At 70.7% G+C, this 16,650-nt stretch carries 14 protein-coding genes; 7 read left to right on the top strand and 7 right to left on the bottom strand.

Annotation, left to right across the window (positions count from 1 at the left end; translation table 11 throughout):
• Positions 1-3: 3 nt before the first annotated feature.
• Entirely contained in the window at positions 4-1,005 is a 1,002-nt protein-coding gene (locus tag WMF31_RS28080; RefSeq protein ID WP_436604897.1) for an alpha/beta hydrolase, read from the bottom strand.
• 482 nt (positions 1,006-1,487) lie between these two features.
• Positions 1,488-3,776, bottom strand: a complete 2,289-nt coding sequence (locus WMF31_RS28075) for an energy transducer TonB (protein WP_436604896.1) — start codon at positions 3,774-3,776, stop codon at positions 1,488-1,490.
• Positions 3,777-4,328: 552 nt separating this feature from the next.
• Here WMF31_RS28075 and WMF31_RS28070 point away from each other — a divergent pair.
• Positions 4,329-5,330, top strand: a complete 1,002-nt coding sequence (locus WMF31_RS28070; protein WP_436604895.1) for a DNA/RNA non-specific endonuclease — start codon at positions 4,329-4,331, stop codon at positions 5,328-5,330.
• A gap of 9 nt (positions 5,331-5,339) precedes the next feature.
• Here WMF31_RS28070 and WMF31_RS28065 read toward each other — a convergent pair whose 3' ends face one another.
• Positions 5,340-5,753, bottom strand: a complete 414-nt coding sequence (locus WMF31_RS28065; protein ID WP_436604894.1) for a nuclease A inhibitor family protein — start codon at positions 5,751-5,753, stop codon at positions 5,340-5,342.
• A 571-nt stretch (positions 5,754-6,324) separates the two neighbouring features.
• On the opposite strand from WMF31_RS28065, the gene fbaA reads away from it, so the two are divergent.
• Positions 6,325-7,398, top strand: coding sequence for a class II fructose-bisphosphate aldolase (fbaA, locus tag WMF31_RS28060; protein WP_436604893.1), 1,074 nt, complete (start codon positions 6,325-6,327; stop codon positions 7,396-7,398).
• An 86-nt stretch (positions 7,399-7,484) separates the two neighbouring features.
• Here fbaA and WMF31_RS28055 read toward each other — a convergent pair whose 3' ends face one another.
• Positions 7,485-7,898, bottom strand: coding sequence for a hypothetical protein (locus WMF31_RS28055; protein WP_436604892.1), 414 nt, complete (start codon positions 7,896-7,898; stop codon positions 7,485-7,487).
• A gap of 384 nt (positions 7,899-8,282) precedes the next feature.
• The gene (locus tag WMF31_RS28050; protein WP_436604891.1) at positions 8,283-8,651 is read right to left on the bottom strand and encodes a hypothetical protein; all 369 of its coding nucleotides are present in this window, start codon (positions 8,649-8,651) and stop codon (positions 8,283-8,285) included.
• 336 nt (positions 8,652-8,987) lie between these two features.
• Between WMF31_RS28050 and WMF31_RS28045 the strand changes: the two genes are divergently transcribed.
• From WMF31_RS28045 to WMF31_RS28035, 3 genes are all read left to right on the top strand, one after another.
• A complete protein-coding gene (locus WMF31_RS28045; protein ID WP_436604890.1) occupies positions 8,988-9,239 on the top strand; it encodes a hypothetical protein in 252 nt (83 codons plus the stop codon).
• 347 nt (positions 9,240-9,586) lie between these two features.
• A complete protein-coding gene (locus WMF31_RS28040) occupies positions 9,587-10,783 on the top strand; it encodes an alpha/beta hydrolase family esterase (RefSeq protein ID WP_436604889.1) in 1,197 nt (398 codons plus the stop codon).
• Positions 10,784-11,130: 347 nt separating this feature from the next.
• Positions 11,131-11,943, top strand: a complete 813-nt coding sequence (locus tag WMF31_RS28035) for a response regulator transcription factor (RefSeq protein ID WP_436604888.1) — start codon at positions 11,131-11,133, stop codon at positions 11,941-11,943.
• Positions 11,944-12,267: 324 nt separating this feature from the next.
• Here the strand turns inward: WMF31_RS28035 and WMF31_RS28030 are convergent, their stop codons facing one another.
• Positions 12,268-15,234: a beta-propeller domain-containing protein gene (locus tag WMF31_RS28030; protein WP_436604887.1), complete on the bottom strand. Its 2,967-nt coding sequence runs from the start codon at positions 15,232-15,234 to the stop codon at positions 12,268-12,270.
• Between WMF31_RS28030 and WMF31_RS28025 the strand changes: the two genes are divergently transcribed.
• Together WMF31_RS28025 and WMF31_RS28020 are read left to right on the top strand one after the other, a co-directional pair.
• On the top strand, positions 15,221-15,487 hold the full coding sequence (locus WMF31_RS28025) for a hypothetical protein (RefSeq protein ID WP_436604886.1): 267 nt from the start codon (positions 15,221-15,223) through the stop codon (positions 15,485-15,487). The two genes, WMF31_RS28030 and WMF31_RS28025, sit on opposite strands and share 14 nt — an antisense overlap.
• A gap of 75 nt (positions 15,488-15,562) precedes the next feature.
• Positions 15,563-15,799: a YdeI/OmpD-associated family protein gene (locus WMF31_RS28020; protein ID WP_436604885.1), complete on the top strand. Its 237-nt coding sequence runs from the start codon at positions 15,563-15,565 to the stop codon at positions 15,797-15,799.
• Positions 15,800-15,852: 53 nt separating this feature from the next.
• On the opposite strand, the gene WMF31_RS28015 is transcribed toward WMF31_RS28020, so the two are convergent.
• Positions 15,853-16,518: a DNA-3-methyladenine glycosylase I gene (locus WMF31_RS28015; protein ID WP_436604884.1), complete on the bottom strand. Its 666-nt coding sequence runs from the start codon at positions 16,516-16,518 to the stop codon at positions 15,853-15,855.
• Between the last annotated feature and the right edge of the window lie 132 nt (positions 16,519-16,650).

Raw genomic sequence — 16,650 nt, 5'->3', positions numbered from 1 at the left:
CCGTCACCAGCCGAGGTTGCGGTCCAGCCAGCGGTCGATCTGCTTCCAGCCGATCGGCGCGCCGAGGTGACCGTTCAGGATGTGGCCCGAATACGGCACGAGCGCCGTGGTGACGTGCTCGGCGCTCGTGTAGAGGGCCGCATCGGAGTCGACGTACGAGGCCGGCTGCAGCTCGTCGCCTTCCCCGAACTGGAGGAGCACCGGGCTCGTCACGCCGTCGAGGAGGGCGACCGAAGGATCGGCGGAGACCGCGAGGAGGCTGAGGAACTGCCCGCGCGTGTAGGTGCTGGCGATGGTGGTGTTGTCGTAGTCGATGACCGCCGGGTCCGCCGTCGCGGCGTCGTAGAAGACCTCCGTGCGGATCTCCGTCGGGATCGAGATATAGGAGCGCTCGAGCATCGCCGAGATCGCCTCGGGGGGCACCGGGATCGGGTGCGGCGTGAACGTGAAGCCGGTGTTGACGAGGACGTCCGCGTCATTGTAGGTGCTCTGCACGTACGAGCCGATGATGGCGCCGTTCGAGTGGCCGACCAGCGCGATCCGGTGGAAAGGCCACTTGAAGAGCCCTCCGGGGTTCCGCATCTCGGTGAGGATCTGGTGCACGCTGTCGGCGGTCTCGGCCAGATCGACGAAGTCGCCGTCCGGCTTGCTGCTCTCTCCGGCCCCGAGCATGTCGAGCGCCAGGACGGCGTACCCCTCGGCGACCATGTACCGGGCGTAGGAGTAATCGCGCCCGTTGAACGACGGCATGTCCCAGTACTTGTGCGTGTAGGTCAGGCCGTGCACGAGCACCTGAAGGGGGCGGTGCTTGTAGCTGCCGCGGTAGTAGAGATAGCCGACGACGTCGTACGTGTTGCCGTCGGAGAGGGTCACCGGGAACACCAGCCGTTCGACCTTGGTGTGCCGGCTCGACGACGACGCCTCGGCCTGGGCGGTGGGGAGAGCGGTCGCGGCGAGCGCGGCGGCGAAGAGCAACGTGCTGACTCTGCGAAAATACAAGTTCATCGCTTGACCCTCGTGGTTGCTGCGCGTGCACGGAAGGGAGGTGACGGCCCGCTGAGCGAGCGCCGCCGCTCGTCCGCAGCACGGACATCGGGAATTTCTCGCAAACACTGGACCAGGGGGCCTCTGCATCCGTCCAGCGGTGCGCGCTGGACGCTCGCCGCGCCGATCACCGCGAGCGCGGGAGATTTCGGCCGCAAGCGCGGGAGATTCCGGCCTTCTGCGCGCCCCCCCCGCCGTGAACGGCCGGACCCGCGGAGGCCGTGACCGTCGTGGGCGTCGCGCGAGCCATTGCGCTGTCCCGCAACGGATTGCGCACGTGAAGGGCACGGATGTCCTGGTTCCCGTGAAGGATCAAAAATGCAATGCGACCCGAGCCGCCGTGTGGGGTGTAAATTTGCTGTCTTGCTTGACGGGTCGTGTCGACGGCCACGACGAGAGCGCCGCGTTCGCTTCGGGTCGGGCGCTCCCCGGGCCGCCGCCGCTCAGAAGCTCGCTTCGCCGCCGATGCTGGGGATCACGATCGGGCCGAGCTCCTCCGGCTCGCAGCCGCGCAGGATCGAGCACTCGTATTGCAGCGTCTCCTTCCCGGCGGTCGCGTTGAGCACCTCGATCGTGAGCGCGATCCATCGTCCCTCGTTGAACACCCACCGCTTCTCCAGGCGCAGGTCGAGCCGGAAGAACGCCGGCAGCCGCTCCGGCAGGTCGAGATTGCGCACGTACCGGGCAATCTGCGCGCGCAGCCGCTCGCGGCGCCGGATGTCCTCCTCCGTGTCGGGGCGATCCTCGTCGTCGTTGTCGGGCCGCGGATCGGTCCTGTCGCCGTCTCCCCAGATGCGGTAATCGATCGCCATCGGGATGCCGCTGTAGAACACCGCCCGTCCGCCGAGCTTGAAGCCGCGGCCCAGGTCGTAGGCGGCGGCCAGGTTGAGCACGTGGCGGCGATCGAAGGCCGAGTCGAAGGTCTCCCGGCCGATGTGACGGACCGACCTCGAGAGGGTGTACGACACGAACCCTCCGAGCCGCTTCGACAGGCTGCGATGCGCGTGGAGCTCCACGCCGTAGGTGCTGCCCAGGCCGCGCAGCTCCGCGCGCTGCCCGAGGCCGACATCGGTGGCCGGCAGCCGGCTGCCGAGGGCGTCGCTCAGGTCGAAGAACCCGCTCCGGAACGCGGTGACCGTGGCCCGGATCCCCTCGGGCAGGCGGAGCTCGACGCCCGCGCTCGCGAGCAGGCCGGTCTGCACGCCGCCGCGCAGGCCGCCCACCTGCAGGCCGGGCACGGCGCCGAGGAAGCTCGGCGGCTGGTGGGTCACGCCGAAGGCGCTCAGCAGGGCGAGGCCGGGGGTCACCGCGAGCCGCGTCGCGAGCCGCGGATCCGCGGTGATCTCGGCGGCGCCGTCGGACGTGAAGAGATCGCCGCGCAGGCCCGGGACGATCTCGAGCTCGGGCGTGGCGCGCACGACGACATCGGCCCAGAGCCCCGCGGCGAGGTCCTCGCGGCTCGTGAAGAGGCGGGCGAACGCCCGGTCGTTCCGGCTCGGGAGGTCGCCGTCGTTCTCGCGGATGTCGATGTCGAACCGCTCGAGCTGCGCGTCGGCGCCGGCGCGCACCGTGATCCGCTCCGAGGCGGGCGCGGAGAGCTCCACGCGCGCGCCGACGAGGCGCGCGCGGCCCGCCCGCTCGCCGTCCTGGTTCGAGCTCTCGTCGTAGCCGAGCGTGACGGCGTGCCGCAGGCGGCCCCCGCCGCCGAAGAACCTGTCGTAACGAAGGTCGAGCCGGTGGAAGTCGCCGGCGAGCACCACGTCGGTGTCGCCGTCGTCCTCGATCTCGGCGAGGTAGTCGTGCGACCCGAAGGCGAAGAGCCCGAGCCTGTCGTACGGCGACAGATCGTAGGTGACGCGCGCCTGATAATCCCAGTACCCGAGCTCCACGCCGGGCGAGAACAGCGCGAGGAGCGCGCCCGGGTACGCGTAGCGCCCGCCGACGAGCGCGGCGCCGCGGCCGCCGGCCCACGGCGCCTCGACGAGCGCGCCCGCGTCGAACAGGCGGAGGTTGGCCTCGCCGTGGAACAGGCGCTCCGGCTCCCGCGTCTCGCCGGCGACGATGCCCCCGGTGTACCGGCCGAAGCGCGCCGGGAAGCCGCCGGGGTGGAGGTCGACCCGCTCGATGAGCGCCGGGTGGATCACGCTGGGGCCGAGCGCCACGTGATAGAGCAGGGGCACGCGCACGCCGTCGACGAAGTAGCCGACGTTGCCCGGCGGCGCGCCGCGCACGAAGAAGTAGGGCACGCCCGAGGCGATGGGCGTCACGCCGGGCATCGCCTCGATGGCGCGGAAGGGGTCGCCGAACGCTCCGGGCATCTGGCGCACCTCCTCGCGGGTCATCGAGGTGGTCATGGGCGCGGCGCGCTCGCCGAGCACGACGACGTCGATGGCCTTCTCGGCGGGCGGCTGTGCCCGCGGGCCGGGCGCTGCGCGCTCCCCGGGCGGCGCGGGCCCCGGGATGGCCGGCGGCAGGGGCCCGGGCGCCGGGGCGCGGAACGCCACGCGGAGCAGGATGCGCGCGGCGACAGGCCGCCCGTCGCGCCGGGCGGGCTCGAACTGCCAGGAGGGGGCCGCCTGCACCGCGGCGCCCGCGAACGGCTCCACGCCTTCCACCGCCTCGGCCTCGCCCACGGTTCCGTCGGCGCGCACGACGATGCGGAGCACCACGGTGGCATCGCCCGTCGCGCCGGGCGGGTAGGGCGGCTCCGTGGGGCCGAGCGGGGACGGCATGGTGACCGAGGCGGCCTGGGGCGCCGCAGCCGCAACCTGGGTCGGCGCGGCCGCAACCTGGGTCGGCGGCGCGGCCGCAACCTGGGTCGGAGCGGCCGCAACCTGGGTCGGAGCGGCCGCAACCTGGGTCGGAGCGGCCGCAACCTGGGTCGGAGCGGCCGCAACCTGGGTCGGAGCGGCCGCAACCTGGGTCGGAGCGGCCGCAACCTGGGTCGGAGCGGCCGCAACCTGGGTCGGAGCGGCCGCAACCTGGGTCGGAGCGGCCGCAACCTGGGTCGGAGCGGCCCTGGCCTCGTCCGCGGCGAAGAGGAAACCCGCGCCGACGGTCGCGGCCGCGGCCCTGCGTCCGGCTCGGCGTGCGAAGCCCCGGCAGCCTCCCGTGTCCTCCATCGGGCCTCTGGAAACCATGGAGAGTCTGCACGGAATGCTCAAGCAGAACACGCCGACACGCTCGCTGCCGCGGTGCGCCGCCCTGGGTGCGCTGCCTTGACGGAGGCGCGGTCGCGCTGGACGACAGGGCCATCGCTGCCGTAGATCACGTCCGGCGCTGCCGTGGGTTCCAGGAAAAAGCGAAAGAGGAAATCCTGGGGTTCCCGGGCGCTGGTCGCGCTGGTGGTGACCGGGCTCAGCGCTGCCGGGGTCAAGTGCGGCCTCGATCGCGGACTCAAGGAGCTCGGCCTGGATAGCGAGGGCGGCCCCTCGTGGCCCTCGCCCGGCCGCCTGGGCAGCTCCGCGCCGCCGGAGGGCTCCGCCCCTCCGCGCCCGCCCGCGGCCGGCGCGCACCTGGAACTCGGCGTCCCGGCCCGCGTGGACCTCCGGGCCGGCCAGGGCCACGCCGCGGCGTCCGACGATCACCTGATGATCAAGCCCCAGTACGCCCTCTCCTACAACCGCTCGAGGAACGTCGCGAACTGGGTGAGCTGGCGGCTCGACGCCGCGTCGTTCGGCGCCACGCCCCGCTACCGGGGCAAGTTCCTCGCCGACAGCGCGCTGCCGGACGGCTGGTACCGCGTGCAGCACGACGACTACACGGGCTCCGGCTTCGATCGCGGTCACATGGTCCGCTCCGAGGAGCGGACCCGGTCCGCCGAGGACAACAAGGCGACGTTCCTGCTCACCAACATCCTGCCGCAGCGGCACGACCTCAACGCCGGCCCGTGGCTCCGGCTCGAGGAAGAGTGCCAGGAGCTCGCGCAGAAGAGGCGGCGCGTGCTGTTCCTGGTCGCCGGCGGCCTCTTCGACGAGCGCCAGCGCGAGGCCCGGCGCGAGCTCCCCGCCACCATCGGCAACGGCGTCGCCGTGCCGGCGGCGTTCTTCAAGATCGCGGTGGTCCTGGAGCCGGGGCAGGGCGCGGCGGACATCGGGCCGTCGACGCGGGTCATCGCGGCGGTGATGCCGAACGAGACCGGGATCCTGGACGAGGGCTGGGAGCAGTACCGGACGACGGTGGACGACATCGAGCGCCGCGCCGGCTACGATTTCCTGACGGCCGTGCCCGAGGCAACGCAGCGGGTCATCGAGGCGCGCGTCGACAGCGAGCCCGCCGGCCGCTGAGCGGCGCGATCAGGTCTCGACGACCTTCGTCCTGAGCCCGAGCCACGCGCCCGACGGGTGGCGGCCGAGGACGTACACGTCGATATCGACGCTCCCCACCCGGTAGACGCGCAGGTCGGTCAGGTGGGCCTCCAGCAGCGCCACGAGCTGCCGGTACCGCCCGGCGTCGGTCAGCGCCGCGTCGCCGGCCTCCTCCGCAGGCTCGAGCACCGGGGCGAAGAAGTCGCCGACGGTCGTGACCTCGACCGGCGTCTCCGCGGCGGCGCCTCGCGCCGCGCGCAGCGCGGACGGCGAGGGGACGTCGCCGCCGTCCCACCGGAACGGGCGCAGCGGGTGGTCGGACTCGCTGGGGAACAGCAGCGGCTGTGCGGCCTCCTCCAGGGAGGCGAGGAGCTCTTCTGGCGACGCGCTGTGGACCTGCATGGGACGCTCCGGAGGCGGGCCGCGCACGGCGCCCGCCCATCGACTGGGACGAGACTGGGACGATCATTCCACCGTGACACTCCACGCCGCGCACCTCATCGCCGCACGAAGTCGGGATACGTGCGTTCCGCCCCGATCGGCTCCCCGGACGGAACCAGCCAGGCCGAGCCATGCGATGGGCGATCGTGTCCTCTTCATCACGGCGCGTCGAAGGGGCCCAGGCACCCGTGCGACATGGCCCACCTCCCTTCCGGCGTCAATCGCCGGCCCGCCGCGTGGGCTCCGGCAACGCACGGGGATCAAAGCTGCTTTCCACTGCCAGGCCCGGACCACGCCGCCGGGTCTTGACATCCCGCGAACAGCCCCGAGCCCTCGGTTCCGGGCGTGTCGCCGCCGACCGGACGGCGCTCCCGCGGGCGGCCGCTGCGCGGGAAAATCCGCTTGCTCCCGGAGGTTTGGCGATGGTACCGGGACGCGCCCACCCCCGGCGCGTCGATCCACCCTTCCGCTTTCCCTTCCTGCGTTGCATGCTCGGCGGAAACCCGAGCAAGGAACAAGGATTCAAGGTGCCATGTCCAAGATGAAGCTCAAGCCCGGCGTGATCACTGGCTCTGCCCTCCAGGAGCTGTTCGAGTACATGAAGAGCGTGGAGTGCGCGCTCCCGGCGGTGAACGTGATCGGCTCGCACAGCACGGTCGCCGCCCTCCAGGCGGCCCGGGAGGCCAAGAGCCCGATCATCATCCAGTTCTCGAACGGCGGCGCCCACTTCTTCGCCGGCAAGTTCCTGGACAACAAGGGCGAGAAGGCCGCGATCGCCGGCGCCATCGCGGGCGCGCATTACGTGCGGAACCTGGCCGAGGCCTACGGCGTGCCGGTCATCCTCCACACGGACCACGCCGCGAAGAAGCTGCTCCCGTGGATCGACGGCATGCTGGAGCACGGCAAGAAGTACTTCGAGAAGAACGGAGAGCCCCTGTTCTCCTCGCACATGCTCGACCTGTCCGAGGAGCCGCTCCACGAGAACCTCGAGATCTGCCAGAAGTACCTGCGGCAGATGGCGGCCATCAAGATGACGCTCGAGATCGAGCTCGGCGTCACGGGCGGCGAGGAGGACGGCGTCGACAACAGCGGCGTCGACAACGCCAAGCTGTACACGCAGCCGGCCGAGGTCCTCGCGGCCTACGACGCGCTCAAGCCGATCGGCAACTTCACGATCGCCGCGTCGTTCGGCAACACGCACGGCGTCTACAAGCCGGGCAACGTGCAGCTCCGCCCGCCCATCCTGAAGAACTCTCAGGACGTCATCCAGAAGGAGCGCAAGACGGGCGCGAAGCCGGTCGACTTCGTGTTCCACGGCGGCTCCGGCTCGTCGCGCGAGGAGATCCGCGAAGCCGTGTCCTACGGCGTCATCAAGATGAACATCGACACGGACACGCAGTGGGCGTTCACGCAGCCCATCAAGAAGTACATGGATGACAAGGGCGCTTACCTGAAGTCGCAGCTCGGCAACCCCGAGGGCGAGGACAAGCCCAACAAGAAGTACATCGACCCGCGCGGCTGGCTTCACCTCGGCGAGAAGGGCATGGCCGCGCGCCTCGTCGAGGCGTGCAAGGACCTGAACTCGTTCGAGAAGTTCGACTTCTGATCCGCGCTGCGGCGCCGGGGCCCCGCTCGCCCGGGCGGGGCCGCCACGGCGCCCCGGAGCGCCCTGCCCGTCGATGCCGCTCGCCCTCACGAGGGCGAGGGGTGCGCCGGCCCCATCGCGTGGGCCGAGCCGGGCGCGGTCGGGCGGCGCTGGGGCAGGCGGGACAGCGGCAAGCCGAAGAGACCGAAGGCGGTCAGCTCGAGACCCAGGACGGGAAGAAACGAGGGCACCGTCGCGCCGCTCGCGACGAACTGCACGAGGACGATCGGGGCCGCGAGCGTGAGGAGCGCGGTCCGGTACCGGATGCCGTGCAGGAGCGCGAGCATCACGCCGGCGATCCCGGCGGTCAGGCAGCCATCCATTGCGGCGGTCAATGCCAGCGTGCTCGGGGCGCTCAGCGCGGCGCGGATCCAGAGAAAGCTGCCGCTTCCCAGCAGGACCATCGCGACCAGCAGGTTCGTGGGGGAGCGGTCCGTCGTCACCTTGATCGGGCGAGCCATGTTCTCTCCGCGAGGCGAGAGCACTCCATGTGCCATCGCCGCTCGCCCGCCGGAGCAGCCGTCGACCGCGCGGTGGTGGTCACGTTTGGGGTGCTCCCCTCCGGGGCTGGAGTGCAGGCGGGCCACAACAGGGGCTCGCCGGAACACAAGCCCCGGAGGGGAGCGCCCCAAACGTGACCACCACCGACCGCCCCCCGGCGCATGAGCTGCGCGAGGGCGCACGCCTTGCGCTCCGCGCTCCAGGTCAGTGAGGTGGCCAATATTTCAGGCGGGTTCCAGGCGAGCTCGCGGGACCCCTGCGCCGCTCCACGAGCACCCGCTCCGGGGGCCGGGCGGCCCGGCGAGCGCTCCCGCGCGGCCCGGGACGACTGGACGACGGCGTGACTAGGCGCGAGCGGAGCTCGGCGGGGGGGCGTTGCCGCCGTCGGATTCTCCGGGGTCGAGGAACCTCTCGCGCTGGCCCGGCTCCTCGCGCAGGAGGCTCACGCCCAGGTTCATCAGCTTCACGCAGTGCTGCTCGCACGTGGGACGACCCTCCCGGGACTGGGACAACGAGCACCGCGCGATCCGGACGACCTCCTCCGAGCGCTGATCGACCACCAGGTGGCACCGGGCCGGGGTTGCGCTTCGCGGGCAGATCAGGGTGACCTCCGAGGTGCGATGATGCCGCTGCGCAAGGAGCTTCCGGGACCCGGCGGCGAGCGCCAGGATGCCGCCGGATGCCGCCAGGGCCAGGACGAGCCAGTCTGCCATCTTCAATCCCTCGGCATCGCCGCAGCAAGCGGCACGCCACCAGCGGATCGCCCAGAGGCGCGGTCGACGCGCGGGGAAGGCAACGCGGTCGCCGGTGCACGCCGTGCGCCCGCCGGCGCAGCGCGTGCGTGCCAGGAGGGCAGCGCGGCGGCCCGCCGTAGGGTCGATATCGTCTCGACGGAGCGGAGATCCCGGGGAAGGAGGACGAAACGGCAGGGAGAATCGCCGTGATGCAGCTCGGGCGGCTCGCGGCGGCCCCGAGGCGCGCTCGCCATCGCCCGGCTCGGCGCTTGCACCGCGTGACACATCGGCCAAAGGCCGCGGGAGGAGGGAACGATGACCTGGCATCTCGATGCACTGGAGATAGAGGCGCTGGAGCTAGACGCGCCGGAGAAGGTGGTCTGGCTCGAGATCGAGGGCGAGGGAGATGAGCCGCGGTGCGTGAGCTGTCCGCGGCGAGCGGAGGCGGTGGACGTGCGGGTGTGCTGCGCCTGCAAGCGCTTCACGTCGCTCGCCATCGACCCGAGCGGCAAGCATATCTACGTGGTCTGCGAGCCCTCGTCCGACCCGCCGCGCGACGGCGCGTAGCGCCGCGGCGCTCGCTCGGGGCGGCCTGCGTCCGAAGCGGCTGCTCCACCACCACCCTCCGACGCGCACCCGGACAAGGCCCAGGTGGTGCCAGGCACAGGCGCCGGGGCGCCGATCTCCTCCGTCAGTCGCCTGCGATTCCTGGATCCGAGCTTCGCCCGGCTCGCCCGATCCACCCGTGTGAGCGCGACCCCGCGCATCGAGGAATAGGCCAGTATGCCTATGCCTCGAGGGAGCGGACTCGTGTACTCACCCGCTGCAGCCTCCTGCACCCGATGATGCGAGGGCGGACGGCGATCTTGGAACAGAGAGGCGAGGACGAAACCACCGAGAGAAGGTGCTGGCCCATGGTGAGCAAACGAACGAGTCTACCGAAGAAGATTTTGCTGCTGGGAGCGCTCGGAGTCGGCCTCTGGAGCTGCGGCAGCGGCGGCGATGAGACCACCGGCGGCGACAGCGGCGGTTCCGGCGACGTTACCAGCTCGGGGGGCGGCACGAGCTCGGGGGGCACGACCGGCACCGGCGGCAGCGCAGCCTCGGGGGGCACGACCGGCACCGGCGGCAGCGCAGCCTCGGGGGGCACCGCGAGCACGGGGGAGACCTCGGGCAGCGGCGGCAGCACCGCGTCAGGGGACACGACGGGGGCAGCCGGCGGCGACAGCGCCGGCGGGGGCGGCATGGGGGGGAGCGCAACCGGGGGCGCGGGCACCGGAGGCAGCGACACGGGCGGCGGCGGCGGAAGCGTGACCTGTCCGACCCCCGCCTTGCGCGCTGGCGACACGAACGAGACCGTGCAGGTGGGCTCTCAGAGCCGCAGCTATGTGTTGCACGTCCCTGCGGCGTACGACGGCAGCAAGCCGGTGCCCCTCGTGGTGGACTTTCATCCTCTCGGCGGCTCCGGTCCGTCGGAACGATCGGGCTCGCCCTATCCGGCGCAGACCGATCCGGAAGGGGTGATCATGGCCTTTCCGAGCGGGATGCGCGGGCCCTCGGGCGGCGCCTGGAACGTGGGGCCCTGCTGCGTGGCCAACACCGACGACGTGGCGTTCGCCAAGGCGATGGTGGCCAAGATCCAGCAGACCGCCTGCATCGACCCCAAGCGCATCTACGCCGTCGGCTTCTCCATGGGAGGCGGAATGTCCCACTACCTCGCTTGCCACGCGGCCGACGTGTTCGCGGCGGTGGCGCCCGCCGCCTTCGATCTCCTGAAAGAGAACATTGACGACTGCAAGCCCTCTCGGCCCATCACCGTGGTCTCCTTCCGAGGTACCTCGGATCCCATCGTGCCCTACGCCGGTGGATATTCCTCGGTGGTGTCGGGGATGCCCATCACGTTCCTCGGCGCGAAGACGACCTTCGAGAAGTGGGCCGAAATCAATCAATGCACCGGTTCGCCGTCGGCCGAAGATGGCCAGGGCTGCTCGACCTATTCGAACTGCCAGGACGGCGTCGAGGTGGCTCTTTGCACGAAGCAGGGGGGCGGTCACGAGGCCGGTAACGCCGCGGTCGGCTGGCCCGTGCTGAAACGGCACACCATGCCGTAGCCCGCGCCCACCGTCCTCGAGGAAGAGCGGTGCTCGTGCAAATCAGCCAGCCGGCTCGGTAACAGCCCGGCTCGACGTCCGCGCGACTCCCTGCGCTCGGGGATACAACGCGCCGCGTGGTGCGATGACGCGGCGCGGTCCGCGAGCGAAGCGCTCGTCGTGTGGCGTCATCGAAAGAATTCGCTTCAGGCGTAGCCGTTTCCTTGTGATCATGGCTACTGCAGGATGAGCGAGCTCGCGCGCGTTGACCGCCGACGTCCTGATCGTTCATAATGGCCAGCGATAACTTGTGAACCTGCTCTCTGCGCGGCCTCGTCGCTCAGTGGCAGGAGCCGACCGGGCCGTTCATGAAGGTCAGCGGAACCACGATCCTGACGCGGAAGACCTTGGTGAGCCGGAGGTTCGGGTCGGAAGCGTGGCGCGGCTTTTTTCGTGACGTGGCGCTGACCAACCCGTCGTTCCGACGGCCGGTGACGGCCAGCAGCCTGGTTCCGCTGCCCGAGTTCCTCGCGTTTCACGACGAGCTCGTTCGGCGATTCTATCCGGACAGCAAGGAGGCGCACTTCGATCTCGGGGTCGAGTCGGCGCGCTGGGCGCTCGTCGACGGTCCGCTGAAGCACTTCGTCCCCGACCCGGAGATCACTTCGCTGGTCGCGACCATTCCGAACCTTTGGCATCGGTACTTCGCCGAGACGGACAGCCGTTCCGAGGCGATTCTGAGCGAATCCGGTGTCGAGTTTCGAGTTCGGGGCCTCCCTGCCTGGCACCCGTACTTCGAGGAGTTTGTGATCGGGTATACAAAGGAAATGCTGGAGCTCTACTGCGCCAACCCGGTGTGGACGCATCGCCTCACGGAGGTGCGCGGAACGACGTACGGCTATCTGCTCGCCACCGATCCTGTTCCGAGCGCTCCTCCGAGCAGTGAACGCTCCGGTGCCGGACGCTGTCGGCTGCTTCGGCCACGAAAGGCGCTCACGGCTCGCGAGCTGGAGGTGCTGCGGCTCGTCGGGGCCGGCAAGACCAACCGAGAGATCGCAATCGTCCTTCGCATCTCGGAGAAGACCGTGCAGCATCACGTTGCCCATGCATACGACAAGCTCGGCGTCTACAGCCGCGCCGGTGCGACGCTGTGGCTGGCCGAGCGGGGGCTGCTGGGCTGATCGGCGGCAAGGAAGCGCTGCTGGCAGGTCGGCGAAGCGCGTGCACGGCGGGCCGGGTCGCCCCAACCTGGGTGGGTCGCCGGGTCGCCCCAACCTGGGTGGGTCGCCGCAACCTGGGTGGGCCGGGTCGCCGCAACCTGGGTGGGCCGGGTCGCCAACCTGGGTGGGCCGGGCCGGGTCGCCGCAACCTGGGTGGGCCGCCCAACCTGGGTCGGGTGGCCCAACCTGGGTTGGGTCCAGGGGGCCCAACCTGGGTCGGGTCGGCCCTCTGCAACCTGGGTCGGGTTGGCCTACCTGGTCAGCCGCCGACAGGGCACCAGCGGCTCATGGCTCGAGGTCGACCACCTCCACGCCGGACATCGCGAGGGAGCAGATCGCGAGGTCCCCGTAAAGCGTGACCGCGCTTACGTACCCGGAGACGGGGACCGGCGTCCCGAGCGTCATGTTCTCCAGGTCCGTCGTGTCGAGCACCGAGAGGGCAGCAGGGGCATCGTCGAAGACGACCAGGCGCGCGCCGTCCACCGCCCTCACCCCGCCGTTTCCGAGCTCATCCATGTTGCGCTCGGCGCGCCGGAGCACGCCGTCCCGCAATCCCCCGACCACCAGGAGCGATTCCTCGCTCTCGTAACGATCCGCCTCGCCCGAGCTCACCTGGTGATATCTCAAAGTTTGAATGAAGGCGCGGTCGTCGCCGATGAGCGTACCATACGCGAAGACGGACTCGTCGACCGGGCTGGTGTCCCGGAGGCTCGCGCTCGAGCCGCCGATGTCCAGGAGCTTGAGCGTCCGCTTGAGCCCCAGGCAGGTGCCCCCACCCGAGGAGCCGCCCCGGGGAGCCGGCTCGAACTTCGCGGTATTCCCGAGGCGCCGCGAGCACTCCATTTGCGTCGACGCCGGGCGCCCGATCCACGCGTAATCGGTCGTGAGCAGCCGGCTCGAGGTGCGATCGAACAGGACCAGCGACCCAGGAACGTTGATCGGAACGCTCACGACCGGCGAGGACGGGTCCGCGACGTCGACCCGGTCGAGATAGAAGCGCGCCTTCGACGGGTCGCCCGGCAGGGGCGTCCAGTGCGACGTGAGCACGGTGGTGCCGTCGAGGAGGAGCCTCGACCGACCGGCCCCCGCCGGCAGCGAGACCGTCGCGGAGATCGCCGGCCGCGCAGGATCCGCGATGTCCACGAGCGTGAGCCACGGCGTCTCGCCCCCGGGCGAGCCCTCGACGCCTGCCTCGGCGCCGCCATGGAGGAGCACGAGGGTGCTGCCCGCCTGGACCACGTTCTCGCCCGAGCCGAGCAGCGCCCCGGCGCCTCCGGCGTAGAGGGGGCTCTCGCCGAACGGAAGATCGAGCTGGCTCGCGATGCGCGGAGCGGCCGGATCGGTCACGTCGATGACCGCCAGGTACGCGTGCTTCCCGTACTGGGCCCCCGCTCGCCCCCAGAGCACGTAGAGGTGCTGCCCGTGCGCGAACAGCTGGACGGGTATGGACCTGGCGCTGCCGCAAGACGCCGGCGCGAACGGGAGGACCACGGGCGTGAGGTCGAGCTTGCCGAGCGGCTCGATGCGGCCGGCGTCGGAGAGCGGCACCACCTCGATCTGCGGGTGTTCTGTAGACCCCTCGGCGACGAGCCGCGCCACCACGTCACCGACCACCTTCGTGCGCATGACGTTCTTCGCGAGCGTGACGTCCGCGAGCTCGGCCGGCGCGTCGCGGTCCGCGATGTCGAAGGCCGCGAGCTGCTCGCGGGCGAAGGCGAGCAGCCGGCCTTCGTGCACGAGGGCGCGCTGCACGGGCGCGCGGTAGCGAGCGGCGCCGCGCTTCGTGAGCGTGTCGCGCGTGAAGTCGATGAGCTGGACGCCGCCCGTGTGCAGGTCGCACTCCGCGTCGTCCTCGATCACGACCTCGGAGCTGACGTAGGGCACGATGAGGGTGCCCAGCGCGTCGAGGACGGTGAAGGCCCTGTGGATCCTCCTCCAGTCATCACCGATCCTCGACGCATGGTCGCCGAAGTCGACGTGATCCAGCAGCGTGGGGGCCGCGAGGTCGGAGACGTCGAGGAGCGAGACGCCGAGGGAGCCGCCGGCGTCGCTGTCGGTGAGCCCGACGGTCAGGAGGCGGTCGCCGCGCGGCTCCAGGTGAAAGCCCCCGGTCGGCATCGCGAGCTCGCCGAGCTGGGCAGGGGTCGCGGGGTCGCTGAGATCGAGGGTCAGCAAGATCTGCCCCGCCCGGTGCGCGATCACATAGGCCCGATCGCCGTCGAAGCGGACGCCGAGCAGGTTCTGGCGCTGGGGCGAGGGGAGCTCGAGGCTCGCGAGGGGGACGAGCTCCGCGGAGGACACGACGGCGAAGGTCTGCACGATGGGAACCGTCGCGCCCCAGGAGCCAGGCTGGCTGCTGATGACGCGGAGGACGCCGGCGTGCTCGTCCATTTGCCAGCGGGTCTCGATCGGCCCGCGGGCCTCCACCATCGCGCCCTGGACGAGATCGCCGCCAGGATCGGAGATGTCGACGACCTGGATGCTGGAGCGCGCTCCCTGGTGGGTCAGGGTGCTTTCCCGTGGCGCGCTGGCGATGTACAGGCGATCCTGGGCGGCGCTGACGGTGCTGAGCTGCCCCAGGTACTTCGTGGAGACACCGACGTCGAAGCGGAGCTCGTCGACGACGTGGATCGCGGTCGGGTCGGCGATCGAGAGGGAGGTGACCGTGGTCGTGGGGCCGTCCGTGCACCCCCGGCACGCGCCGCTGTTCCACGTGACGGCATAAAGCACGTCGTCGACGAGGTGCATGTCGGCGAGGGTGCCCGTCAGGGCGAGCGAGCCGAGAGGCCGGATGTCCGTCGGGTCGGCGACGTCCAGCGCCTCGATACGGCTCGTGTACGCGGTACCGGGCTCGTCGGTCCCGTCACCGGGGGGGAGCTCCTCCGCCGAGGAGAACAGGGCATAGACGACGCCGTCGCGCACGATCATCTCGAACGGCCTGCCGCTCGACCGGCGCTGACCGAGGAGGCTCAGGTGATCGGGCCGGGAGATGTCGATGACGCTCAGCCCAGCGTAACGCGAGAGCGCGTAGAGCTTGCCGTCGTCCACCTGGACGAGATCCGCCGCCTCGATGATGCTGACCCAGTTGGGCCATGGGTCGTCGGCGGGCGCGCTGCCGCCCTCGCCGTTGTCGTCACCGGCGGAGCTGTCGCCGCCGCCGGCGCCGCCGGCGGAAGTGTTGCCGCCGGCGCCGGTGACGTCGTGAGGCGCCTCGGGGGGGACCAAGGGATTGGCCGAGATGAACCCGGTCAAGTCGGTGTCCGTGTCGGTGTCCGTGCCGGTGTCCGTGGAAGGATCGGGTGCTGTCGTGCCAGGGGGTGTGCCACCGGTCGTGCTGCTGTTGCAGGCGGCCAGCGCGACCGACGCGGCGATCGCAGAAAGCGCCAGCCATCTGGCGCGAGCTCGATTCACGATGATCAAGGTGACCTCGCTGCAGCGGGCAAGGGACAGGGCGGCGGAATGCTGCCATCATGTGCCATCCCGGCTTTGTACCTCCGGAAATTAGCAAATTGAATGCCAGGATGGACGGCTCGCAAGGATCTTCTTCGAATGCGCTGCCCATGTGTGCCAAAATGAGCGGGTGGCGATTCGATCGACCAGAACGCCCTCGCCATGCATCAAGAACGCGCTGGACGAGCGGGGCTTGATGGAGGCTTACAGAGGGCGCCCTGCATATCAGCAAAACGATTACATCGGCTGGATCATGGGCGCCAAGCGCCAGGAGACGAGGGAGAGTCGACTCCGCCAGATGCTGGATGAGCTCGAGCGAGGCGGCGTGTACATGAACATGAACCACGCAGCGTCGGAGAAGAAGTAGCTGGCCGGGGGGCCCCGACGCGCCCACGCCGCGCGGGCTCGGCCACCGTGACGCTACGCCCTCGGGCGTCGAGCTCTGCCGCGCGGCTCCCGGGCGCCTCCCTTCGGGGTCACCGGGGGCGGAGACGGGGACGGGGCCGCCGGGGGTGGGGCGGCGCCGGCGAGGGCGGGGTAGCGGAAGCAGCTCACCAGGTGGTCGTTGACCATGCCGACCGCCTGCATGAGCGCGTAGCAGATGGTCGAGCCCACGAACTTGAAGCCGCGGCGGGCGAGGTCCTTGCTGAGGGCGTCGGAGAGCGCGGTCCTCGCGGGCACCTCGGCCATCGACCGGAAGGCGTTCACCAGGGGGCGGCCGCCGACGAAGCTCCACAGGTAGCCATCGAAGCTGCCGTGCTCGCGCTGCACCTCGAGGAAGCACCGCGCGTTGGTCACCGCCGACGCGACCTTGAGGCGGTTGCGAACGATGCCGGGATCCTCGAGCAGCCGCGCCACGCGCGCGGGCCGGAAGCGCGCCACGACGGCGGGATCGAAGCCGGCGAAGGCCCTGCGGTAGGCCTCGCGCTTGCGCAGCACGGTGATCCAGCTCAGGCCGGCCTGGGCGCCCTCGAGGATCAGCATCTCGAAGAGGTGCCGGTCGTCGTGCGCCGGCACGCCCCACTCCTCGTCGTGGTACGCGATGTACAGAGGATCGGCGGTGACCCAGCCGCAGCGCACGAGCATGGGGCGGACTCTACACCCCGGCTCGGCCGCCATGCCAGGAGATGTCCGGGATGGGCGGCAGCGACCTCCGATCCGCCGCGAGCTCACCATCGCCGAGATAGCGTGGAGAGAGCCCACGTTGAAGAGCCCGGA

The sequence above is a fragment of the Sorangium sp. So ce1036 genome (assembly GCF_051369805.1).
GTDB classification, from domain to species: domain Bacteria; phylum Myxococcota_A; class Polyangia; order Polyangiales; family Polyangiaceae; genus Sorangium; species Sorangium cellulosum_F.
This window is presented reverse-complemented; position numbering and strand designations above follow the sequence as displayed.